Source organism: Pseudomonas sp. NPDC089406, assembly GCF_044900265.1.
Lineage (GTDB): Bacteria > Pseudomonadota > Gammaproteobacteria > Pseudomonadales > Pseudomonadaceae > Aquipseudomonas > Aquipseudomonas fakonensis.
In genome coordinates this window covers 6,887-27,192 of record NZ_JBJDNC010000064.1, presented here as the reverse complement: position 1 = coordinate 27,192, position 20,306 = coordinate 6,887, and the positions used below count along the sequence as shown (strand labels likewise).

The window sequence follows — 20,306 nt, the reverse complement described above, 5'->3', positions numbered from 1 at the left end:
GGGGCCGGATGAATGGAGCGAGGATTTTTTGCTTACTTTTTGATCCTTCAAAAAGTGAGCCGCCGTAAGGGCGGAAAGGTGAATAAGCGTCACTATAAATAATGAATGCGCATACAACTTTCAAAACCAACTAAACCAACATCAAACAGTTCAACTGATCAACCGCACAAAAGCCATCGCCGGCAAGCCGGCTCCTACAGGGGAACACCAATCAACCCAGCGCAAGCCCAACCACCACAGCCAACTCCAACAACTCCAGAAGCGCCCCAGCCGTATCCCCGGTAGCCCCCCCCAACCGCCGGCACATCAAAAACCGCACCCAGGCAAACACCCCCAGCACCAGCAACATCACCGCCCAACCACCAAGCAGCAAACAGCCCAACGCACAACCACCCAGCACCCAAACAGCCGCCCGACGCGGCAAGTGCTCAGCCAGCGCCGCCCCCAAGCCACCGGCCCGTACGTAAGGCGTTGAAAGAAACAAGCCAAGCATCGCCGCCCGCCCGACCACCGGCGCCAACAGCAGCCAGCCACCCGCGCCCCGCTCCACCAGCACCCACAACGCACAGAACTTCAGCAGCAGCACCAGCACCAGCGTAACAACGGCGATCGGCCCACTGCGCGGGTCTTTCATGATCTGCAAGGTCCGCTCGCGATCACCAAACCCACCCACCCAGGCATCGGCACTGTCAGCCAGGCCGTCCAGGTGCAAGCCGCCACTGAGCAACACCCACAGCGCCAGCAGCAAGGCCGCGTGCAGCGGTGCCGCCGCCCCCTGCAACAGGTAGCTGGCCAACCACAGCAACAAGCCGAACAACAGCCCGACCAGCGGATAGAACAACAGCGAACGCCCCATCTCCCGAGGCGCCGGCATGCCCGGTAAACTCACCGGCAAGCTGCTGAGAAACTGCAAGGCGATCCAGAAAGCCAGCATCTCAGTCGCCCTCGCGCAGCTGGCCATCAGCAGCCACGTTCAAGCGCACCAAGGCCCCATGCCCGACCTCGACCTGCAGCAGTTGCTCACGCGGCAAGCCACGGGCCCGCGCCAGCAATAAGCGCATGACCCCGCCATGGGTCACCAGCAGTACCCGCTTGCCGGCATGTTCGCCCGCCAGCCTGGCGATACTGCCCAAGACGCGCTCGGCAAAATCCAGCACCGGCTCGCCGGCAGGCGGGGTGAAGGCGTAAGGGTCGCTCCAGAACTGCCCCAAGGCATCTGGCTGGGTTTGCATGATCTGCGCCGCGCTGCACCCTTCCCACTCACCGAAGTGCAGCTCGCGCACCCCGGCCTCGCGCTGCACCGGCAAACCCAGGCGCGCGCCCAACTCATCGGCGAACAGCCCGCAGCGCTGCAACGGCGAACTGACCAGCACATCCCATGGGCCAGACGCAGCCACCGCCTGGCGCATCTGCGCCCAGCCGTGCTCGGTCAATGCATCGTCCAGGCTGCCGCGCAGGCCGCCGCCCAGTTCGGTTTCACCGTGGCGCAGCAGGTCGAGGATCATGCCGGGCGGTCCGCTACGGCTGCTTCGGCGAAGGTCGCCATCTGCCCGTGCAGGGCACAGGCCAGGCGCAGCAGCGGCACGGCCAGGGCGGCGCCGCTACCTTCGCCAAGACGCAGGCCGAGGGCCAGCAACGGCTCGGCCTCAAGCGCCGCCAGCAAGGCCTTGTGGCCGGGCTCGGCACCTTGGTGGGCGAACAACAGCCAAGGCTGGCACTGCGGGTTCAGGCGCACTGCCACCAGGGCGGCGACGCTGCAGATGAAGCCGTCCACCAACACCGCAATGCCCTGCTGGGCGCAGGCCAGGTAGGCGCCGGCCAGCGCGGCGATCTCGAAGCCGCCGACACAGGCCAGGGCCTGCAGCGGCTGGTCGGCGCGCAGGCCGTGCAGTATCAGGGCGCGCTCGATCACCTCGGCCTTGTGTCGCACACCTGCGCTGTCCAGGCCAGTGCCCGGGCCGCTCAGCTCACGCGCCGGGCAACCCAGCAAGGTGCTGGCCAGGGCAGCGGCGGCGGTGGTGTTGCCGATGCCCATCTCGCCGCCGATGAACAGCTGCGCGCCCTGGGCCACGGCGCGCTGGGCGCTGTCACGGCCTGCCTGCAGGGCGGCAGCCAGTTGCGTGTCGGTCATCGCCGGCTGGCGGGCGAAGTTGGCGGTGCCGGCGCCCAGGCGCAGGTGGTGCACGCCCGGCAGCTGCAAGGCCAGGTCGATGGTGCCGAGGTCGACCAGCTCCAGCGTGGCCCCCAACTGGCGCGCCAGCACGCTGATCGCCGCGCCGCCGTTGACGAAGTTGCCTAGCATCTGCCCGGTGACGGCCTGCGGGTAGGCCGAAATGCCTTCCTCCACCACGCCATGGTCACCGGCAAAGATGGTGATGGCGACCTGTTCCAAGGTTGGGCGCTCGCGGCCCTGCAAGCCGGCCAGGCGAATCGCCAGGCCTTCGAGCTGGCCAAGGGAGCCGGCGGGTTTGGTCAGTTGTTGCTGACGGGCGCGGGCCTGGTCCATGGCGGCGGTATCGAGGGGTTGGCAGGCGTCACGCCACCACATCTGGGTCATTGGGCAGGTCCTTGAAGGGATGCAAAAAAGTCAGGCGGTATCGCGGTTGAATGTGGGAGCGGCCAGGTCAATCTGCTCACAGCGCAGGGCCCTTGAGCATCAGCGGCAGGCCGGCCACGGTCAGCACCACGCGCTGGCAGCGCTCGGCGGCGGCCTGGTGCAGCAGGCCGGCGGCATCGACATAACGGCGGGTCAGCTCGCCCATGGGTACCACGCCCAGGCCGGTTTCGTTGCTGACCAGAATGATAGTGCCGGGCAGCGTCTCAAGGCAGTCGAGCAGCGCGTCGCGCTCAGCGGCCAGGCGCTGCGGGTCGTCGAGCATCAGCAGGTTGGTCAGCCACAGGGTCAGGCAGTCCACCAGCAGGCAGCGCCCTTCTGCGGCCTCGGCGCGCAGCACGGCGGCCAGGGCCAGGGGCTCTTCGATCAGGCCCCAGTCGGCCGGGCGGCGCTCGCGGTGCAGGCGCACCCGCTCGTTCATTTCGCCATCCAGCGGCTCGCTGGTGGCGATGTAGGTGACCGCAAGGCCACTGGCCACCGCCAGTTGCTCGGCCAGGCGGCTCTTGCCCGAACGGGCGCCGCCAAGAATCAGGTTACGCATGGGCGACCCCACATAACTGGCTCAGGCGTTCGGTGTCCAGGTGCTGCTCGATCAGGTCGGCCAGGCGCTCTATATCGCGCTCGCGCAGGGCCTCGTAGTCGATGGGCTGCACGTCTTCCAACCCCGCCCAGCGCAGCAGCGCGGCGCACGACTGGCTGCCTTCGAACAGGCCATGCAGGTAGGTGGCGAGGATTTGCCCGTCGGCGCTGATGGCGCCGTCGCAGCGGCCATCGGCCAGTTGCACGGCCGGTTGTTCGAGCGCAGGGCCTCGGGTGACGCCGGCATGGATCTCATAACCGGCCACAGCCGCGCGCTCCAGCTGCAAAGTGCCGGCAACGTTACGCAACTGCTTTTCTGCCTCCAGCACGGTCTCGTAGTCCAGCAGCCCCAAGCCCTCGCTTGCGCCCGCCGGCCCTTCGAGGCCCAGCGGGTCATGTACCTGCCGGCCGAGCATCTGCAAGCCGCCGCAGATGCCGATCAGCTTGCCGCCATAACGCAGGTGCCGGGCGATGGCGGTGTCCCAGCCACGGGCGCGCAGTTGGGCCAAATCGCCACGTACGCTCTTGGAGCCGGGCAGGATGATCAGGTCGGCGGGCGGGATCGGCTCGCCGGGGCCGATGAACTGCAAGTCCACCTGCGGGTGCAGGCGCAGCGGGTCGAAGTCGGTGTGATTGCTGATACGCGGCAGCACCGGGACGATCACCTTGAGCACCCGCTCGCCCTTTTGCCCCTGGCGCCGGTCGATGCCGTCCTCGGCTTCAAGGTGCAGGTCGGTGACGTAGGGCAGTACGCCCAGCACCGGCTTGCCGGTGCGCTGCTCCAGCCAGTCCAGGCCCGGTTGCAGCAGGGCGATGTCGCCACGGAAGCGGTTGATGACAAAACCCTGCACCCGCGCCTGCTCGCTCGGCGAGAGCAGCTCGAGGGTGCCGACCAGGTGGGCGAACACCCCGCCGCGGTTGATGTCGGCCACCAAGATCACCGGGCAGTCCACCGCCTCGGCAAAGCCCATGTTGGCGATGTCGCCGGCACGCAGGTTGATCTCGGCAGGCGAGCCTGCGCCTTCGACCATCACCACGTCATAGCTGCGGTTCAACCGTTCATGGGAGGCCAGCACCGCCTGCATGGCGATCACTTTATAGTCGTGGTAGGCCACCGCGTTCATGCTGGTGACCGCACGGCCATGCACGATCACCTGGGCGCCGGTGTCGCTGTTGGGCTTGAGCAGCACCGGGTTCATGTCGGTGTGCGGCGCCAGCCGGCAGGCCTGGGCCTGCACCGCCTGGGCGCGGCCGATCTCGCCGCCGTCGGCGGTCACCGCGCTGTTCAGCGCCATGTTCTGCGGCTTGAACGGCACCACGGCAATGCCCTGGCGCAGCAGCCAGCGGCACAGGGCGGTCACCAGGGTGCTCTTGCCGGCGTCAGAGGTGGTGCCTTGCACCATGAGGGTGGTCATGCCGTTTCCTTCTGGTAATCGGCCAGGGCCAGGGCCAGCCGCTGTTCGTCCGCCGCACACGCGGGCAGGCCTAGGCGCACGGCGCCAGGCTGGGTGAACAGGCGCACGAGGATGCCGCGGCGGGCGAGAAAGTCATGCAGCCGGGCAGCGCTTTCGCTGCGCACGTACTGGAACAGGTCGCAGCCGCCGCTGGGTGGCAGGCCGCTGCTGGCCAACAGCCCGGCCAGGCGCTGGCTGGCCTGGGCGCAACGCTGTATCTGGGCCTGGTGCGCGGTCTGGTCGGCAAAGCAGCTTTGCCCCAGCACCCGGGCCGGGCCGCTGACGGTCCAGGGCCCGAGCAAGTCGGCCAGGCGTTGCAACAGCGCAGGCTGTGCGACCACGCAACCCAGCCGCACACCGGCCAGGCCGAAGAACTTGCCGAACGAGCGCAGCACGATCAGGCCCGGGCGCTCGGCGCAATCGACCACGCTTTGTTCAGGGGTGTTGTCCATGAAGGCTTCATCGACCAGCAACCAGCCCCCCCGCTCGGCTAACCGTGCATGCCAGGCCAGCAGGCGCTCTCGCGACACCCGTTGCCCGGTGGGGTTGTTGGGGTTGACCAGCACCAGCGCATCAAGGCGTTCAAGCTCGCCATCAACCTGGCTTTCATCCAGTTCGACCAGTTGATGCCCGGCCCGCTGCCAGGCCTGCGGGTGCTCGGCATAACAGGGCGACAGCACCCCGACCCGCCCGGCCGGGCGCAGTGTCGGCAGGGCCTGGATCGCGGCCTGGGAGCCGGCCACCGCCAGTAGGTGGCGGGCGCCGTAGTACTGGCGCGCCGCCTCCTCGAGCCCGTCCTCGGTTTCCGGCAGGCGGGCCCAGGCATCCGGCGCAATCGGCGGGACCGGGTACGGCCACGGCGCAATGCCGCTGGACAGGTCGAGCCAGTCTTCCCGGGCGATCCCGTACTGCTTCACCGCCCGCAACAGGCGGCCACCGTGTTCAAGCATTCAGGTAAGCCCCCACACAGATCACCAGCAGCCACAACCATACGCCGCGCTGCACCAGCTGCCAGCCGCGCTCGATGGCCTCGGCATCGGCCATTGGCCCTTCGCCCAGGCGCGGGCGCTCGTGCAGTTCGCCGTGGTACACCGCCGGGCCGCCCAGCTCCACACCCAAGGCACCAGCACCCGCGGCCATCACCGGGCCGGCGTTGGGGCTGTCCCACAGCGGCGCCTGCTGGCGCCAGCAGCGCAAGGCCAACCGAGTTTTGCCCAGCAGCGCGTAGGTCAGCGCTACCAAGCGCGCAGGGATGTAATTGAGCCCATCGTCGATGCGCGCGGCGCACCAGCCAAAGCGCTCGAAGCGTTCGTTGCGGTAGCCCCACATGGCGTCCAGGGTATTGCTCAGGCGGTACAGCACCACCCCCGGCGCCCCGGCCACGACGAACCAGAACAAGGCGGCAAACACCGCGTCGCTGCCGTTTTCCAGTACCGACTCGGTGGCCGCGCGGGCCACGGCGGGCTCGTCCAGCTCGCGGGTTTCGCGGCTGACCAGGTAGCCCACGCGTTTGCGTGCCTCTTCAATGTTGCCCTGGCGCAGGGCCTGGGCTACAGGCAATACATGCTCGCCCAGGCTGCGTAGCCCCAGCGCGCAGTACAGCGCCAGGGCGTCCACCAGCCAGCCGATGTACGGCAACCACGACAGCACCAGCGCCAGCAGGGTCAGCGGCACCACGGCGATGAACCAGGCGCTGACGCCATGGCTGCGCCAGCCGCGGCCACCGGCGTTCAGGCGCCGCTCGATGTTCGCCGCCAGGTTGCCGAAGCCCACCAGCGGGTGGCGGCGCCGGGGCTCGCCCAGCAAGGCGTCCAGGGCCACGCCTGCGACGGTCAGCAGGGCCACGCTCATGGCCGCTCTCCCCATTGGTTCTCGTACAGCATTTCGCTCAGGGGCCGTTCTTCGGCCCAGTTTTCCATCACCAGCATCGGCGCCGGGTAGAACTCGGTCACCGGCCCCAGGCACAACACCGCCACCGGTTTGGCACCGGCCGGCATGCCCAGCAGCTCGCCCAGCGCCTGCGGGTCGAACAGCGACACCCAGCCCATCCCCAAGCCCTCGCTTCGCGCAGCCAGCCAAAGGTTCTGGATGGCGCAGGCCAGCGAGGCCAGGTCCATCTCCGGCAGGGTGCGGCGGCCAAAGATGTGCGGCTCGCGGTTGTCCATCAACGCGGCCACCAGCACTTCGGCGCAGTCGTTGATGCCTTCGACCTTGAGCTTCATGAATGCATCGGAACGCTCGCCCAGCGCCTCGGCCGTGCGCACCCGCTCCTGCTCCACCAATGCCTGAATGCGCCCACGCAGCGCGCGCTGGCTGATACGGATGAAGCGCCAGGGCTGCATCAGGCCGACACTCGGGGCCTGGTGTGCTGCCGCCAGCAGCCGGCCGAGCAGTTCGGGGGCCACCTCGCCGCCGGCGAAGTGGCGCATGTCGCGGCGCTCGCCGATGGCGCGGTAGATGGCCGCGCGCTCAGCGGCGCTGTAGGCGTGTTCGCTCATGGCCGCAGCAGCGCCGCCGCCGCTTCGGGGTGGGACGGGAAGTAGAAGTGTACGTAGGACGCGGTCAGGCGCCCCAGGCGGTAGACCGCCTCGTTGCCACGCCCGCCGTTGGGGCTCAGGCCGCGGGCGATGGGCTCCAGCGCGGTGGTGGTCAGCGAGTGGTGGTAGGTGTGCCCGCGCAGGGTGCCTTCGGGCAGCTCGACCGCCTGCAGCGCCAGCGCGGCCAGGCGCTTTTGCATGGTCGCCTCGCCCGGCAGCAAACCGAGCAACTCGGCGCGTTCGCCGGCCACGTCGGTCAGGGCATCGAGCAGGTAAAGCATACCGCCGCACTCGGCCAGCAGCGGCTTGCCCTGCTGGTGGTGGGCACGGATGGCTTCGAGCATCGGCGCGTTGGCCGCCAGGGCATGGTGATGCAGCTCGGGATAGCCGCCGGGCAGGTACAGGCTGTCTACCGCCGGCAATTCGTGGTCGTGCAGCGGCGAGAAGAATTCCAACTGCGCGCCGAGGTTGCGCAGCAACTCCAGGTTGGCGCCGTAGGTGAAGGCGAACGCTTCGTCGCGGGCCACGCCGATACGCACCCCGGCAAGGCGCTGGGCAACCGCTTGCGGTGTGGGCGCAGCGAAGCTGACCGGCGGCGGCAGTGCAGCATCGCAGCTGGCCCCCAGGGCCTCGGCGGCGGCGTCCAGGCGCGCGTCCAGGTCGTTCAGCTCGCTGGCCTGCACCAGGCCCAGGTGGCGGCTGGGCAGTTCGATGCCGCGCTCGCGGGACAACCCGCCGTACCAGCGCAGGCCCTCGGTCAGGCTGCCTTCGAGCAGCTGCGCGTGGCGCAGGCTGCCAACCCGGTTGGCCAGCACGCCGGCGAACGGCAGGTCACGCTGGTAGTGCGCCAGGCCCAGGGCCAGGGCGCCGAAGGTCTGGGCCATGGCGGTGCCGTCGATCACCGCCAGCACCGGCACACCGAAGTGGCGGGCAAGGTCGGCGCTGGACGGGGTGCCATCGAACAGCCCCATCACACCCTCGATCAGGATCAGGTCGGCGTCCGCCGCCGCTTCCCACAACAGTCGGCGGCTTTCGTCGGCGCCGATCATCCACAGGTCGAGCTGGTACACCGGCGCGCCGCTGGCACGCTCGAGAATCATCGGGTCGAGAAAATCCGGGCCGCACTTGAACACCCGCACCTTGCGCCCCCGGTTGCGGTGCAGCCGGGCCAGGGCGGCGGTGACGGTGGTCTTGCCCTGGCCTGAGGCTGGGGCGGCAATCAGCACTGCGGGGCAGTGACGGGGCTGGCTCACAGTTCCACGCCCTTTTGCGCGCGAATACCGGCCTGGAAGGCGTGCTTGAGCATGCCCATCTCGGTGACGGTGTCGGCCAGCTCGATCATTTCCGGCTTGGCGGCGCGGCCGGTGACGATCACGTGTTGCATCGGCGGGCGGGCCTGGATGTCGCTCAATACCTGGTCGAGGTCGAGGTAGCCGTGCTTGAGGGCGATGTTCAGCTCGTCGAGCACCACGAACTGCACCGACTCATCCTGCAGCAACTGGCGCGACACCGCCCAGGCGGCTTCGGCGGCGGCGATGTCGCGCTGGCGGTCCTGGGTTTCCCAGGTAAAACCCTCGCCCATCACGTGGTAGCGCACCTGCTCGGGGAAGCGGCGGAAGAACAGCTCTTCGCCGGTGCTGTTGCGGCCCTTGATGAACTGCACCACGCCGCACTGCATGCCATGGCCCAGCGCCCGGGCGAGCATGCCGAAGGCCGAGCTGCTCTTGCCCTTGCCGTTGCCGGTCAGTACCAGCAGCAGGCCGCATTCGTTGGGGGAATTGGCGATGCGCTCGTCGATGATCGCCTTCTTGCGCTGCATGCGCGCCAGGTGGCGTTCGTCGCGTTCGGTGGGTTCGCTCATCAGGGGTCTCCGCGAGGCTGCCGCGCCATGGCGGCAGGTAAAAGGCGGGCAGACGGAGAACGCGCAGGGGCCGTGGCTCAGGCCACATCGCTCCGCGCATCACCCTCCGTGATGCCGTTGGCAGTTTGCAGGCCGGTCTCCGGGCTGACGAGCGGGCCATGGGCCCTGCCTGCGCGCCTTCCCGGGGGGTTACCCAGTGGCCGTGCGCGGCATCGACTCGCTTACCGTTGCGGGGGCAGCGCCGGAATCGCGCCTTGCTGGCGCCCACCGGCTTCCCAGTTTCACCCCGCAGAACCGCGGCTCGCAGGGCACCTGAAACTCGCGCGAAGGTTAGAGGGTTGCACCGTGAGCGTCAATGAACGAAGGCACTACTGGCCTGGATCAATGGCCGATCCGCGGGCTTGTGCCACACTGCAAGCAGTGATATCACTTAGCCAGCATTTGGGCTGACCTCGATTACAATCACAAGGAGCGCAGCATGCAAGGCCTCATCATCAACAACCCGCACCTGGAATTCCTGCGCCCGGCACTGGAGCGCTGGGTCGATTGCATCGACCGTATCAACCAGTTCCAGGGCGACAACGACGCCCCCTACTGGCACGGCACCGCCGCCAACGTCGGCTTGCTGGCCGCCGCCGCCTGGCAAGGCGAGCTGGTGGCGCTGGAGCAATCGGTGAGCAAGAAGCAGCGCGACGAAGGCGAACGCGACGCACGCTGCCACCTGTCGATCAGCAGCAGCGAAGCGAGCATTTACCTGCATGCCGCCCAGCGCTACCCGCGCATCGCCCGCCTGGACATGGCCACCGCGCTTTTGGAAACCACCCTGCAGGCCAAGTGCATCGCCTACCCCAGCCAGCTGAAGGCCGGCGCGCTGTTCGTCACGCCATGGAAAGCCGGCCAGCATGCCAGCCCCGAAGAACTGCAGGACCTGGTGGACGACCTGCAGAAGCACACCGCCTGCGCGCTGGCCTGGTACTTCCCCTATGCCTACCGCAAGTTGCACAACGAACTGGGGCAGTACTTCCCGGGGGTGGCGCTGCTGATCAAGCAGGCGTAGACACAGCGCCTCCCTGCTCAGGGAAGAAGCGCTGCACCAGCGCTGGCGTGCGCACCCGCTGCGCCATTACCGCGCGGTCGAACAACGCCCCGGTACGCAGGTCGTACAGCGGGCCGGATGCAGGCTGGGCAACCTGCTTGAGCTGCACATGAATGAAGCGGTAGCCAGGGCCGTACAGCTGCTGGAGCCTTTCGATACGAAAGTGCTGACCAGGCAAAAACAGCGTCTCGGCCTCCTCCCAGTACATCGAAAACGCACTGATCGGCGTACCGCTGCTGTACTGCCCTGCCGGCAGCTCGAACACCACCGAGGTATCGTCGAACAGCCAGGGCAGGTCCGAGCTCACCGCCACCCTGGCAGCGAACTCGGGCACGATATAGGGGTTTTCGGTGAACGAGGTCAGGTCGGTGTTGATCAGCGTGTCACCCACCTTCAAGCTGCCATCGCGGTAGAGTGCGCCGCTGGTGCCGCGCGCGGCATTGCCACCGCGGTACAAGGTGACGACGTTGTTTCTCGGCAACTGCTCGATCGAGTTGGCCAGCTTGGCGATATAGCTGTCCACATCGTCGTGGTCGTAGGTGCCGTAGCGAAACACCCGGTTGACCTGTGAATCTTCGTCGGTGAAGTACTCGACCAGTTCATTGTGAAAGCCATCGCCTTCGTGCAGGTACGAATAGACCGGTACACCGCCCACCTTGATGCAGTAGATGCCATCTTCGTCCGCCTCCGGTAACTGGTCGCGGGGCAGCACCGGCAAGCCTTTGAGCAGCTTCTTCTGCCTGACTCTGGCACGGGCGGACAGCACGGCACTGTTGTTCTGGTCGGCAAGCATGTACTGGTCCCAGAATGGCGACGGCTGGCTGGCCATGCCTTCTGTTTCCTGCGGCGCGCCCGCCGCCAGGCGCGGGCGCTCCAGCAGCTCCCAGTGGCCGGCAGCGCTCAGGCGCACCGGGCGCAGCGGTGCGAAGGCATAGGGGTTGTCTTCGGATACGATCAGCCAACTGCTCAAATCGCTGCTGTAGCGAACACGGTACGACACCCCCTCCAGGCTGATCCGGCAACTGCCATCGGCGTGCACCTCTACCCCCCTGGCCACACCTGCGCCGACCGGCTCGGCCGAGAGCAACTGGTTGCTCTCCAACCCTTCCAGCTCACTGGCAGGCGAGGCATGAATGCCCCACCCCTCCAGCGAGGTATTCAGCTCATGGGCGGGCGCCTGGTAAGCCAATGACGCGAAATTCGAGCGAAAGCCCAGGTCGACCAGGCTGAATGCGGCCCCCAGGCTATCGATCATGGCCTCGCGCAACGCCTGCTGGCGGGCGTTGACATCGGCGGCGCTGAGCGCGGCATCCACATCCAGTGCCACCCGGCCCACCCCCGCCCCCAGCAACAGCAGCACCATCGGCCAGCCCAACGGGGCGAAGCTGCCGAACACCCCGAGGAACGCCGACAGGTAGCCGCTCCACAAGGCCTTGCGCAGCGCGGCGTTGTCCAGCATTGCTGCGGCATGGCTGCGCATTTCCACTTCGGCCCGTTCAGCCAGGTAAACGAAAAAGTCGCCTGAGAGCCGCCTGCGCATGTAGCCCAGCAGCACTTCGGCCGCCTCGCCGGAGCGGCTGCCGCCGATGCTGTTCAATGCACCACGAACCTGACGGGCACGGGCCTGATCGGCCTGGTCGCCCAGGGCGGCCTGCACGAAGGCCTCCAACTGGGTTGGGTCCTGCAACTGCTTGCGTACCCAGCCCGCCATCTGCTGCTCGGAGGCGAACGACTTGAGCGCCTGGCCCGACCAAGGCAGGTACAGCAGCACACGGCCGTTGGGGGCCGCCAGGCTGTAAAGCCACGGCCTTTGGCCATGGCCAATGTCGTAGCGGCTGACCACCAGCGATGGGCCCGATGCATTCTGCTGCAACTGGGCCAGAGTCAGCGGGCTAGCCGTGGCGCAGCAAATTTGCCGCACAAGGGCCAGCTCGGCGGCGTCGATACGCCCGGCCTCTTCGGCGCTGACCGCCTGGCCCAGCAGGTTGAGCTTGGCCAGCACCTTGAAATGCCCGCCACTGCCCTGCCAGAAGCGCTCGACATCCGCGCGGAAAGTCGCGCCGAAGTCCAGGGCCCACAGGTCGTTCTGTACATCGCTACCCAGCAGCCGCTGTTCGTTGCGCTCATCGAACAGCGGCGCTTGCGGGCCGTCGCGATAGAAGCCGCCGTACAGGCTCAATTCATCCGCAGCTTCCTGAAAGCGCAGGTCGAAACGCTGCACCACCAGTTGCGTCAGGCTCATGGACTTCTGCGGCGGCCCGCTGTGCCGCCAACCAGTGAAGGTGCGCGGGCTGCTGACCGTGGTGCTGAATTGGTGCCACCAGAAGAACCGCGGGTCCAGCGCCTTGCCCACATGCTGGCGGACGATGCGCACGGCATGCTGGTTGGCTAGGCGGTAAGGGTCGGGGAAATCGCGGACGAACTCATCCACCAGGCGGGCGAAAGGCCCGGCCTGCTCGATGGTGTCGTAGGTACGTTGGAATTTATCGTGCAGCTCGCTCATGGCCGGCTCCGTCAGGTAGAGGGAGCCGCCATTGTTGTCAGCGTGGTAAGGGCAAGGCGGTAGCTATCTAATGCCGGCCAGTATCAGGGGTTCTGCGCCAGATGCCCTGGCGGCAATACCCGTTTGGCCTGCAGGTAGGCCTTGGACCAGTAGCTGTTGGACAGGTAGTCCAGGCGCACCGTGCCACCGGTGGACGGCGCATGCACGAAGCGCCCTTCGCCCACGTAGATGCCGGCATGGCTGACCTGCGCCCCGCCATTGGTGGCGAAGAACACCAGGTCGCCCGACTGCAAGGCGTTGATGTCGACGTTGGGCGCACGCATGACGATCATGTCGCGGGTGGTGCGCGGCAGGCTGATGCCGGCGGCGTCACGGTACACATAACCGATCAGGCCGCTGCAATCGAAGCCGGAGTCTGGCGTGTTGCCACCCCAGCGATAGGGCGTGCCCACCAGGCCGATGGCGCGGAACAACACGTCCTCAGCCGCAGGCGAGGCAGGCTGCTGCTGGCTGAAGGTGACCGGGGGGTAGACCGGCGCCGGGGCCGGCGCTCGGCCGGAACAGGCTGCCAGCAGGGCCGCGAGGGCAAGCAATGCGAAACGCGCCAACATCGCCATGAGAGGAACATCCTGTCAGGGAAGCTTCGGCCATGGCCGAAGATGAAAAGAGTTGAGAAATTAGATTAGACGCTTTCTGTAAACACGCACGGCGGCGAGCTTTTTCAGCTACGCCGCCGTGCAGGGTACAGCATTTTGATATCAAATCAATTGCGCGAGAGCTGGGTGCTCGGGGCCATGGCCAGTGCGCGTTTGGCTTCGATGAAGGTCTTGCTCCAGTAGCGATCGCCGAGGTTATCGATACGCACGCCACCGCTGCGGCGGCTGCTGGAGTGGATGAACTGGTTGTCACCCAGGTAGATACCGGCGTGGCTCACGCGGCCGCGGCCGTTGGTGCTGAAGAACAGCAGGTCGCCTGGCTTGAGCTTGTTGCGCGCAACCTTGGGGGCGTCGACGTTGATCATTTCGCGGGTGGAGCGCGGCAGGTTCATGCCGGCCTCTTCGCGGAACAGGTAGCCGATGAAACCGCTGCAGTCGAAGCCGGACTTCTCGGAGGTGCCGCCAAAGCGATAGCGGGTACCGATCAGCGACATGCCGCGCTCGAGGATGCTGTCGGCCAGCACCGGGAGCTGATAAGGCTTGCTGTTGCTGGAGAAGGCGTCGAGGTCTTCTTCGCTGGCCAGTTCTTCCTCGGTGAATACGGAAGAGTTGGCGGCCTTGGTCTTGACCGATTGCTCGGTGACCAGGCGGTGATCTTGAGGTTGGGTGGCCGGGCCTTGGGTGGCGCAACCGAACAGCAGCGATACAAGTGCAAGTGGCACGAGGGGTGCGAAGCGCTTCAGCATGGGCACGACCGTGTCTGTAGTCCTTTAGAAGGGGGAAACTATGCCCTCTATCGTGACCATTTGCAAATTTTATCGAAAAAGATGTGACTTTTCCGTTTAGAGGCTCTGGCGCCGTGTTTTCAAGGGCTTACCAACCCAGGGTTTCTTTCAGGAAAGGGATGGTCAGCTTGCGCTGGGCTTGCAGCGAGGCCTGGTCGAGGCGTTCGAGCAGGTCGAACAGCGCGCTCATACTGCGGGTGCCGCGGGTGAGAATGAAGTGGCCGACTTCGTCGGTGAGGTGCAGGCCGCGGCGCGAGGCACGCAGTTGCAGGGCGCGCAGCTTGTCTTCATCGGACATGCCGCGCATCTGGAAGATCAGCGCGAGGGTGAGGCGCGACTTGAGGTCAGCCAGCTTGATCGGCAGCTCGCGCGGCGAACTGGACGCCGCCAGCAGCAGGCGCCGGCCGCTGTCACGCAGGCGGTTGAACAGGTGGAACATGGCCTCTTCCCAGTCGGCCTTGCCGGCAATCACGTGCAGGTCGTCGATGCACACCAGCTCGTACTGCTCCAGGTTATCGAGCAGCTCCACACCGCGGTCGAGCAATTGCGCCAGGGGCAGGTAGACGGCCGGCTCGCCCAGTTGCTGGAAACGGTGGGTGGCGGCCTGCAGCAGGTGGGTACGGCCCACGCCCTGCTTGCCCCATAAATAGATGAGGCTCTCGGTCCAGCCGGCGTCGGCTTCGCACAGCCGCTCGACGTAGCCCAATGCCGCGGCATTGGCGCCGGGGTAGTAGTTGATGAAGGTGGCGTCATCGCGCAGACGCACACCCAGGGGCAACTGGATCGGTTTCATGCTCGCGGGTGGTCGCAGGGACCACAGGGGGCCTTTGGTGAACAGTGTGCAAAGTCTATACCCGCAACGCGGGCTGCACAATCGGGCTGGGGAATAGCGCAAGTAAAATCAAGCAGTTGCGTTGTTTGAAAGCTGTGGGAGCGGGTTCCCCCGCTCCCACAGGGATCGCATGGACTCAAAACCTGCGCTGTACCTGTAGGAGCCGGCTTGCCGGCGATGAGGCCGGTGCAGCCAGTACAAGACAATTGCCCCACAGGGCCTGCGATCAACCGCTATAAATCCGGGTCGATCTCCCCGGCGTACATGTCCGACTCCTTGTACAGCCCGTGCACATGGCGCAGCAGCACCATGATCACCGCCGCCATCGGCAGCGCCAGCAGCACGCCAGTAAAGCCGAACAGCTCGCCGCCGGCCAGAATGGCGAAGATCACCGCCACCGGGTGCAGGCCGATGCGGTCGCCCACCAGCAGCGGCGTCAGCACCATGCCCTCCAGCGCCTGGCCGACCATGAACACGGCGAGGATGCCCAGCATCGGGTACAGCTCGCCGCCGAACTGGAACAACCCGGCAACGATCGCCGCACCGATACCGATGATGAAGCCCATGTACGGCACGATGGCCGCCAGCCCCGCCAGCATGCCGATCAGCAGGCCGAGCTCCAGGCCCACCAGCATCAACCCAGTGGAATAGATGACGCCCAACGCCAGCATCACCAGCAGCTGCCCGCGCACGAAGGCGCCGAGCACTTCGTGGCACTCCCCGGCCAGTGCCACCACCTGCGGTTCGCGCTGGCGCGGCAGCAGGCTGCGCAGCTTGGCCATCATCAGGTCCCAGTCACGCAGCAGGTAGAAGCCCACCACCGGGATCAGCACCAGGTTGGCCAGCCAGCCGATCAGCGCCAGGCTCGAGGCCGTGGCCTGGGACAGCAGCACGCCGACGATGTCGGTGGTCTGGCCCACATGCTCGCCGATGGCGGCCTTGATCTTGTCGAACTTCCAGAAGCCGTCGGCCAGCCCCAGGCGGCTCTGCACCCACGGCAAGGCCACATGCTGCAGCCAGTCGAGCATCTGCGGCGCCAGCTCGTACAAGCGCACCAACTGCTTGGCCAGCATCGGGATCAGCACCAGCAGCAAGGCCAGGAACACCAGCGAGAACAAGCTGAACACCACCACCACGCCCCAGGTGCGCGACAGCCCCCAGCGCTCAAGGCGGTCGACCAGCGGGTCGGCCAGGTAGGCCAGCAAGATGCCCACCAAAAACGGCGAGAGGATGTTGTGCAGCAGGTACAGCAATACGGCGATCAGCAGGGCAGCGCCCAGCCAGATCCAGCGACGCATATCAGTCATTGCAGGGTTTCCTTACCAACGAAAACGCAAGCCGTCGAACGGCTTGGGGGGAACGGGTGCAGGTGTGGCGCCAGGTTCAGCCTGGGGCGCAGGGGCTACAGCGACAGGCGCAGGCTCGGCAGGTACTTCCTGCAGTCGGGCCAGTGCCAGCTGGGCGCGCAACTGCTCGCGATTGCCGGAGACGGCGTAGGTCAGGGTGCCGCCGTCGGCCATCTGCAAGCGTGCGCCGTAAGGTTCGAGCACCCGGGCCAGCTCTGCATAGTGGGCCAGGTTCATGCCCTCGACCTGCACCTGCAGCTCACTGCTGGCACCCGGGCGGGTGACGTAGCGCGGCGCCAGGCGGTTGCTCACTGCCAGCAGCACGGCGTCGGCCAGGGCCGCCTGGTCGGCACCCTCTGCCGTGCCCTGCTCGCGCTGGTCGCCCAGCCACAGCTGCCACTTGCCCTGCCATTTGCCATCGGCCTCGTGGGCGTGCACGGCCAGCAGCGCATCGGCGCCATAACGCTCGGACGCCTCGCGCAGCGGTGCGGGGTCGCTGCCTTCGATCTGCTTGGCGTTGGCTACCAGTTGCTCCTGCAGGTCGGCCAATGGCAGGCGCAGCGGCAGGCCACGGTGCTGGGCGGCGCGGCGTAGCGGCTCGGCGGCGGTCTGGCCGTCCCCCACCAGGTTGCTGCCCTCGACGCTGTCGTTCAGCCACCAGCCGAGGATGGACGGGCGGTTGCTGCCCCACAGGGCCAGACCCGCCTGGCGCAGGGCGCGTTCGGTGCTGCCGGGGTCGAACTCCACCAGCACCGACTCGGGCGGCCCGGCTTCGGTACCGACCTGGTTGACGATCGATTGCGGGTCTTTGCGCAGGCTGGCCAGGGCCGGGTTCTGCGGCGCCTTGGCATCGCCGGTCAGGCGCAGCACCAGGGTGTCGAAGGCTTTGCCGGTGGCCTGGGCGCGGGCCTCGCTGCCCTGCCCTTCGATGGGCTCGCGTACCTGGTACAGGCCGGAGACGGTTTCAGCCTGGGCGGCCACGCCGACCAGCGCGAGGCACGCGGCGGCGAAACGAGGGAAAAGACGCATGGGGGATTCCTGTCCAGATAACCGGGGGCGACGTGCCCGAACTGTGGGCTGTGACCGCAGGGCGGGGCAGAATGCTCCACCCGTGCCAGCATTTGTGCCGTCGCAATGCCTATACCTTATACAGGCACCGGCACGGCAACCAGTCGCGCACCGCGAATCAGCACTTTTTCCCCAGATTTGCGCCCTGCCCGTCGGCCTGAGGATGGCCGCTGAGGGGCAACCCTGATAAAATCGCGCGCCTTCGCAGACCAGTGACGTACAGACAGCCGCCGCCTCGCAGCCGGCCTTGGCCGTCCCGGTCGTTTTCCTGAATCCCTCCCTCTTAAAGGCCTGGATCAATGAGCAAGCAACCCTCCCTGAGCTACAAAGACGCCGGTGTAGACATCGACGCCGGCGAAGCACTGGTCGAACGCATCAAGGGCGTCGCCAAGCGCACCGCACGCCCTGAAGTCATGGGTGGCCTGGGCGGCTTCGGCGCCCTCTGCGAGATCCCGGCCGGCTACAAGCAGCCGGTGCTGGTCTCCGGCACCGACGGCGTCGGCACCAAGCTGCGCCTGGCACTGAACCTGAACAAGCACGACAGCATCGGCCAGGACCTGGTCGCCATGTGCGTCAACGACCTGGTGGTGTGTGGCGCCGAGCCGCTGTTCTTCCTCGACTACTACGCCACCGGCAAGCTCAACGTCGACGTGGCCGCCACAGTGGTCACCGGCATCGGCGCCGGTTGCGAACTGGCCGGCTGCTCGCTGGTCGGTGGTGAAACCGCCGAAATGCCAGGCATGTACGAAGGCGAAGACTACGACCTGGCCGGCTTCTGCGTCGGCGTGGTGGAAAAGGCCGAGATCATCGACGGCTCCAAGGTTGCCACCGGTGACGCACTGATCGCCCTGCCCTCCTCCGGCCCGCACTCCAACGGCTACTCGCTGATCCGCAAGATCCTCGAAGTGTCCGGCACCGACATCGAGAACACCCAACTCGAAGGCAAGCCGCTGACCGACCTGCTGATGGCGCCAACCCGCATCTACGTAAAACCGCTGCTGCAACTGATCAAGAACACTGGCGCTGTGAAGGCCATGGCCCACATCACTGGCGGCGGCCTGCTGGACAACATCCCGCGCGTACTGCCGAAAAACGCCCAGGCCGTGGTCGACGTGGCCAGCTGGCAGCGCCCGGCGGTGTTCGACTTCCTGCAGGAAAAAGGCAACGTTGACGAGCACGAAATGCACCGCGTACTGAACTGCGGCGTGGGCATGGTCATCTGCGTGGCCCAGGACCAGGTGGAAGTTGCCCTGAACGAACTGCGCAAAGCAGGTGAGCAGCCATGGGTGATCGGCCGCATCGCCGAGGCCGCCGAAGGCGCCGCCCAGGTCGAGCTGCAGAACCTCAAGGCACACTGATGCCGGGCAAGACCTGTAACGTCGTGGTACTGCTGTCGGGCTCCGGCAGCAACCTGCAGGCGCTGATCGACAGCGCCAGCGACAGCCCGGCGCGCATCCGTGCGGTGATTTCGAACCGCGCCGATGCCTACGGCCTGGAGCGCGCCCGCGCTGCCGGCATCGATACCGCCGTGCTCGCGCACGGTGGCTTCGACGGCCGCGAAGCCTTCGACGCAGCGCTGATGGCGCTGATCGACGGCTTCGAGCCGGATCTGGTCGTGCTGGCTGGTTTCATGCGCATCCTGAGCGGTGGCTTCGTGCGCCACTATCAAGGCCGCCTGCTGAACATACATCCGTCACTGTTGCCGTTGTACAAAGGCCTGCACACCCACCAGCGTGCACTGGAGGCCGGTGACAGCGAGCATGGCTGCAGCGTGCACTTCGTCACCGAGGAACTCGATGGCGGGCCTTTGGTCGTACAGGCTGTGGTGCCGGTCGCAAGCGACGACACCGCGCAGACGCTCGCCCAGCGCGTGCACCTGCAGGAACACCAGATCTACCCGCTGGCCGTGCGCTGGTTCGCCGAAGGCCGCTTGCGCCTGGGCGAACAGGGTGCATTACTGGATGACCAGCCGCTGCCGGCCAGCGGCCACTTGATTCGATCCTAGGAGAAACTATGCGTCGTGCCCTGCTCTTGGCTCTCGCCGTGCTTGCCCTGCCGCTCCAGGCAGCTGACCTGAAGCCTTTCTCGGCCAGTTACACCGCCGACTGGAAGCAACTGCCCATGAGTGGCACCGCAGAGCGCAGCCTGGTGAAGAATGCCAACGGTACCTGGAACCTTGATTTCAAGGCCTCCATGATGATCGCCAGCCTGACCGAGCAAAGCACCCTGCGCATGGACAACGACACCCTGCTGCCGCAGAAGTACCACTTCGAGCGCGGCGGCCTGGGCAAGGCGAAAAAGGTCGACCTGGACTTCGACTGGTCGAGCAAGAAGATCACCGGTAGCGACCGTGGCGATGCCATCAGCCTGCCGCTGAACCGCGGTGTGCTGGATAAATCGTCGTACCAGCTGGCCCTGCAGCATGATGTGGCTGCCGGCAAGAAGAGCATGACCTACCAGGTGGTCGATGGTGACGAGATCGACACCTACGACTTCCGCGTGCTGGGCACTGAAAAGGTTGCCACCAAGGCCGGCCAGGTCGATGCGATCAAGGTCGAGCGCGTGCGTGACCCGAGCCAGAGCAAGCGTATTACCGAGCTGTGGTTCGCCAAGAACTGGGATTACCTGCTGGTGCAGCTGCGCCAGGTGGAGACCGACGGCAAGGAGTACGTGATCGTGCTGCAGGACGGTACGGTCGATGGCAAGGCGGTGAAGGGTAACTGATTCGCCGTAGCAGCAAGACCTGGAGCCCCGCCTTGTGCGGGGCTTCTTTTTGCCTGGCATCAATGCTGTGGCTGTACCGGCCCTATCGCCGGCGAGCCGGCTCCTACAGGTACAGCGCAGTTTTGAAGGCTGTGTGATCCCTGTAGGAGCGGCCTTGTGTCGCGAAAGGGCTGCGCAGCGGCCCCGGGATCTACGAATCATGCAAAATTGCCGGGGCTGCTTCGCAGCCCTTTCGCGACACAAGGCCGCTC

The 20,306-nt window shown here is 66.4% G+C and carries 20 protein-coding genes and 1 riboswitch; of the genes, 4 read left to right on the top strand and 16 right to left on the bottom strand.

The window, feature by feature from the left end; all coding sequences use genetic code 11:
- Positions 1 to 211 precede the first annotated feature (211 nt).
- The 10 genes from ACI2KK_RS27460 to cobO all read right to left on the bottom strand — a co-directional run bounded on the left by ACI2KK_RS27460 (position 212) and on the right by cobO (position 9,045).
- Entirely contained in the window at positions 212 to 934 is a 723-nt protein-coding gene (locus tag ACI2KK_RS27460) for an adenosylcobinamide-GDP ribazoletransferase (protein ID WP_404671423.1), read from the bottom strand.
- Between the two features lies 1 nt (position 935).
- Positions 936 to 1,505: an alpha-ribazole phosphatase family protein gene (cobC, locus tag ACI2KK_RS27455; RefSeq protein WP_404671422.1), complete on the bottom strand. Its 570-nt coding sequence runs from the start codon at positions 1,503 to 1,505 to the stop codon at positions 936 to 938.
- Positions 1,502 to 2,557 carry a nicotinate-nucleotide--dimethylbenzimidazole phosphoribosyltransferase gene (gene cobT, locus ACI2KK_RS27450; protein WP_404671421.1) on the bottom strand — a complete coding sequence of 352 codons (1,056 nt, stop codon included), beginning with the start codon at positions 2,555 to 2,557 and terminating at the stop codon, positions 1,502 to 1,504. The genes cobC and cobT overlap by 4 nt, the downstream gene beginning before the upstream one ends.
- Positions 2,558 to 2,633: 76 nt before the next feature.
- A complete protein-coding gene (cobU, locus tag ACI2KK_RS27445; RefSeq protein ID WP_404671420.1) occupies positions 2,634 to 3,155 on the bottom strand; it encodes a bifunctional adenosylcobinamide kinase/adenosylcobinamide-phosphate guanylyltransferase in 522 nt (173 codons plus the stop codon).
- Complete coding sequence (locus ACI2KK_RS27440; RefSeq protein WP_404671419.1) at positions 3,148 to 4,608, bottom strand: cobyric acid synthase; 1,461 nt, start codon at positions 4,606 to 4,608, stop codon at positions 3,148 to 3,150. The genes cobU and ACI2KK_RS27440 overlap by 8 nt, the downstream gene beginning before the upstream one ends.
- Positions 4,605 to 5,597 carry a threonine-phosphate decarboxylase CobD gene (cobD, locus tag ACI2KK_RS27435; RefSeq protein ID WP_404671418.1) on the bottom strand — a complete coding sequence of 331 codons (993 nt, stop codon included), beginning with the start codon at positions 5,595 to 5,597 and terminating at the stop codon, positions 4,605 to 4,607. The genes ACI2KK_RS27440 and cobD overlap by 4 nt, the downstream gene beginning before the upstream one ends.
- Positions 5,590 to 6,498 (bottom strand): adenosylcobinamide-phosphate synthase CbiB, encoded by a 909-nt coding sequence (cbiB, locus tag ACI2KK_RS27430; protein ID WP_404671417.1) that lies wholly within the window; start codon positions 6,496 to 6,498, stop codon positions 5,590 to 5,592. The genes cobD and cbiB overlap by 8 nt, the downstream gene beginning before the upstream one ends.
- Complete coding sequence (gene bluB, locus ACI2KK_RS27425) at positions 6,495 to 7,145, bottom strand: 5,6-dimethylbenzimidazole synthase (RefSeq protein ID WP_404671416.1); 651 nt, start codon at positions 7,143 to 7,145, stop codon at positions 6,495 to 6,497. The genes cbiB and bluB overlap by 4 nt, the downstream gene beginning before the upstream one ends.
- Positions 7,142 to 8,437, bottom strand: a complete 1,296-nt coding sequence (locus ACI2KK_RS27420; RefSeq protein ID WP_404671415.1) for a cobyrinate a,c-diamide synthase — start codon at positions 8,435 to 8,437, stop codon at positions 7,142 to 7,144. The genes bluB and ACI2KK_RS27420 overlap by 4 nt, the downstream gene beginning before the upstream one ends.
- Positions 8,434 to 9,045, bottom strand: a complete 612-nt coding sequence (gene cobO / locus ACI2KK_RS27415) for a cob(I)yrinic acid a,c-diamide adenosyltransferase (protein ID WP_217842205.1) — start codon at positions 9,043 to 9,045, stop codon at positions 8,434 to 8,436. Before cobO ends, ACI2KK_RS27420 begins: the two co-directional genes overlap by 4 nt.
- A 112-nt stretch (positions 9,046 to 9,157) precedes the next feature.
- Positions 9,158 to 9,376, bottom strand: a riboswitch (cobalamin riboswitch).
- A 147-nt stretch (positions 9,377 to 9,523) separates the two neighbouring features.
- Here cobO and ACI2KK_RS27410 point away from each other — a divergent pair.
- Positions 9,524 to 10,102 (top strand): hypothetical protein, encoded by a 579-nt coding sequence (locus tag ACI2KK_RS27410; protein ID WP_404671414.1) that lies wholly within the window; start codon positions 9,524 to 9,526, stop codon positions 10,100 to 10,102.
- Here ACI2KK_RS27410 and ACI2KK_RS27405 read toward each other — a convergent pair.
- The 6 genes from ACI2KK_RS27405 to ACI2KK_RS27380 form a co-directional block, all read right to left on the bottom strand.
- Positions 10,089 to 12,644, bottom strand: coding sequence for a dermonecrotic toxin domain-containing protein (locus ACI2KK_RS27405; protein WP_404671413.1), 2,556 nt, complete (start codon positions 12,642 to 12,644; stop codon positions 10,089 to 10,091). The two genes, ACI2KK_RS27410 and ACI2KK_RS27405, sit on opposite strands and share 14 nt — an antisense overlap.
- A gap of 83 nt (positions 12,645 to 12,727) precedes the next feature.
- Positions 12,728 to 13,261 carry a C40 family peptidase gene (locus tag ACI2KK_RS27400; RefSeq protein ID WP_404671412.1) on the bottom strand — a complete coding sequence of 178 codons (534 nt, stop codon included), beginning with the start codon at positions 13,259 to 13,261 and terminating at the stop codon, positions 12,728 to 12,730.
- 146 nt (positions 13,262 to 13,407) lie between these two features.
- The gene (locus tag ACI2KK_RS27395) at positions 13,408 to 14,046 is read right to left on the bottom strand and encodes a C40 family peptidase (protein ID WP_369990187.1); all 639 of its coding nucleotides are present in this window, start codon (positions 14,044 to 14,046) and stop codon (positions 13,408 to 13,410) included.
- A gap of 127 nt (positions 14,047 to 14,173) precedes the next feature.
- Entirely contained in the window at positions 14,174 to 14,878 is a 705-nt protein-coding gene (hda, locus tag ACI2KK_RS27390; protein ID WP_217842200.1) for a DnaA regulatory inactivator Hda, read from the bottom strand.
- 272 nt (positions 14,879 to 15,150) lie between these two features.
- Entirely contained in the window at positions 15,151 to 16,224 is a 1,074-nt protein-coding gene (locus ACI2KK_RS27385; protein WP_404671411.1) for an AI-2E family transporter, read from the bottom strand.
- A gap of 12 nt (positions 16,225 to 16,236) precedes the next feature.
- On the bottom strand, positions 16,237 to 17,292 hold the full coding sequence (locus ACI2KK_RS27380) for a DUF2066 domain-containing protein (RefSeq protein ID WP_404671410.1): 1,056 nt from the start codon (positions 17,290 to 17,292) through the stop codon (positions 16,237 to 16,239).
- A gap of 338 nt (positions 17,293 to 17,630) precedes the next feature.
- Here ACI2KK_RS27380 and purM point away from each other — a divergent pair, with 338 nt between their 5' ends.
- From purM to ACI2KK_RS27365, 3 genes are read left to right on the top strand one after another with little or no spacing between them, the layout of a single operon-like run.
- Positions 17,631 to 18,689, top strand: coding sequence for a phosphoribosylformylglycinamidine cyclo-ligase (gene purM, locus ACI2KK_RS27375; RefSeq protein ID WP_404671409.1), 1,059 nt, complete (start codon positions 17,631 to 17,633; stop codon positions 18,687 to 18,689).
- Positions 18,689 to 19,336: a phosphoribosylglycinamide formyltransferase gene (purN, locus tag ACI2KK_RS27370; RefSeq protein ID WP_217888097.1), complete on the top strand. Its 648-nt coding sequence runs from the start codon at positions 18,689 to 18,691 to the stop codon at positions 19,334 to 19,336. The genes purM and purN overlap by 1 nt, the downstream gene beginning before the upstream one ends.
- Before the next feature lie 8 nt (positions 19,337 to 19,344).
- Positions 19,345 to 20,055 (top strand): DUF3108 domain-containing protein, encoded by a 711-nt coding sequence (locus tag ACI2KK_RS27365; RefSeq protein WP_404671408.1) that lies wholly within the window; start codon positions 19,345 to 19,347, stop codon positions 20,053 to 20,055.
- Positions 20,056 to 20,306: the final 251 nt, after the last annotated feature.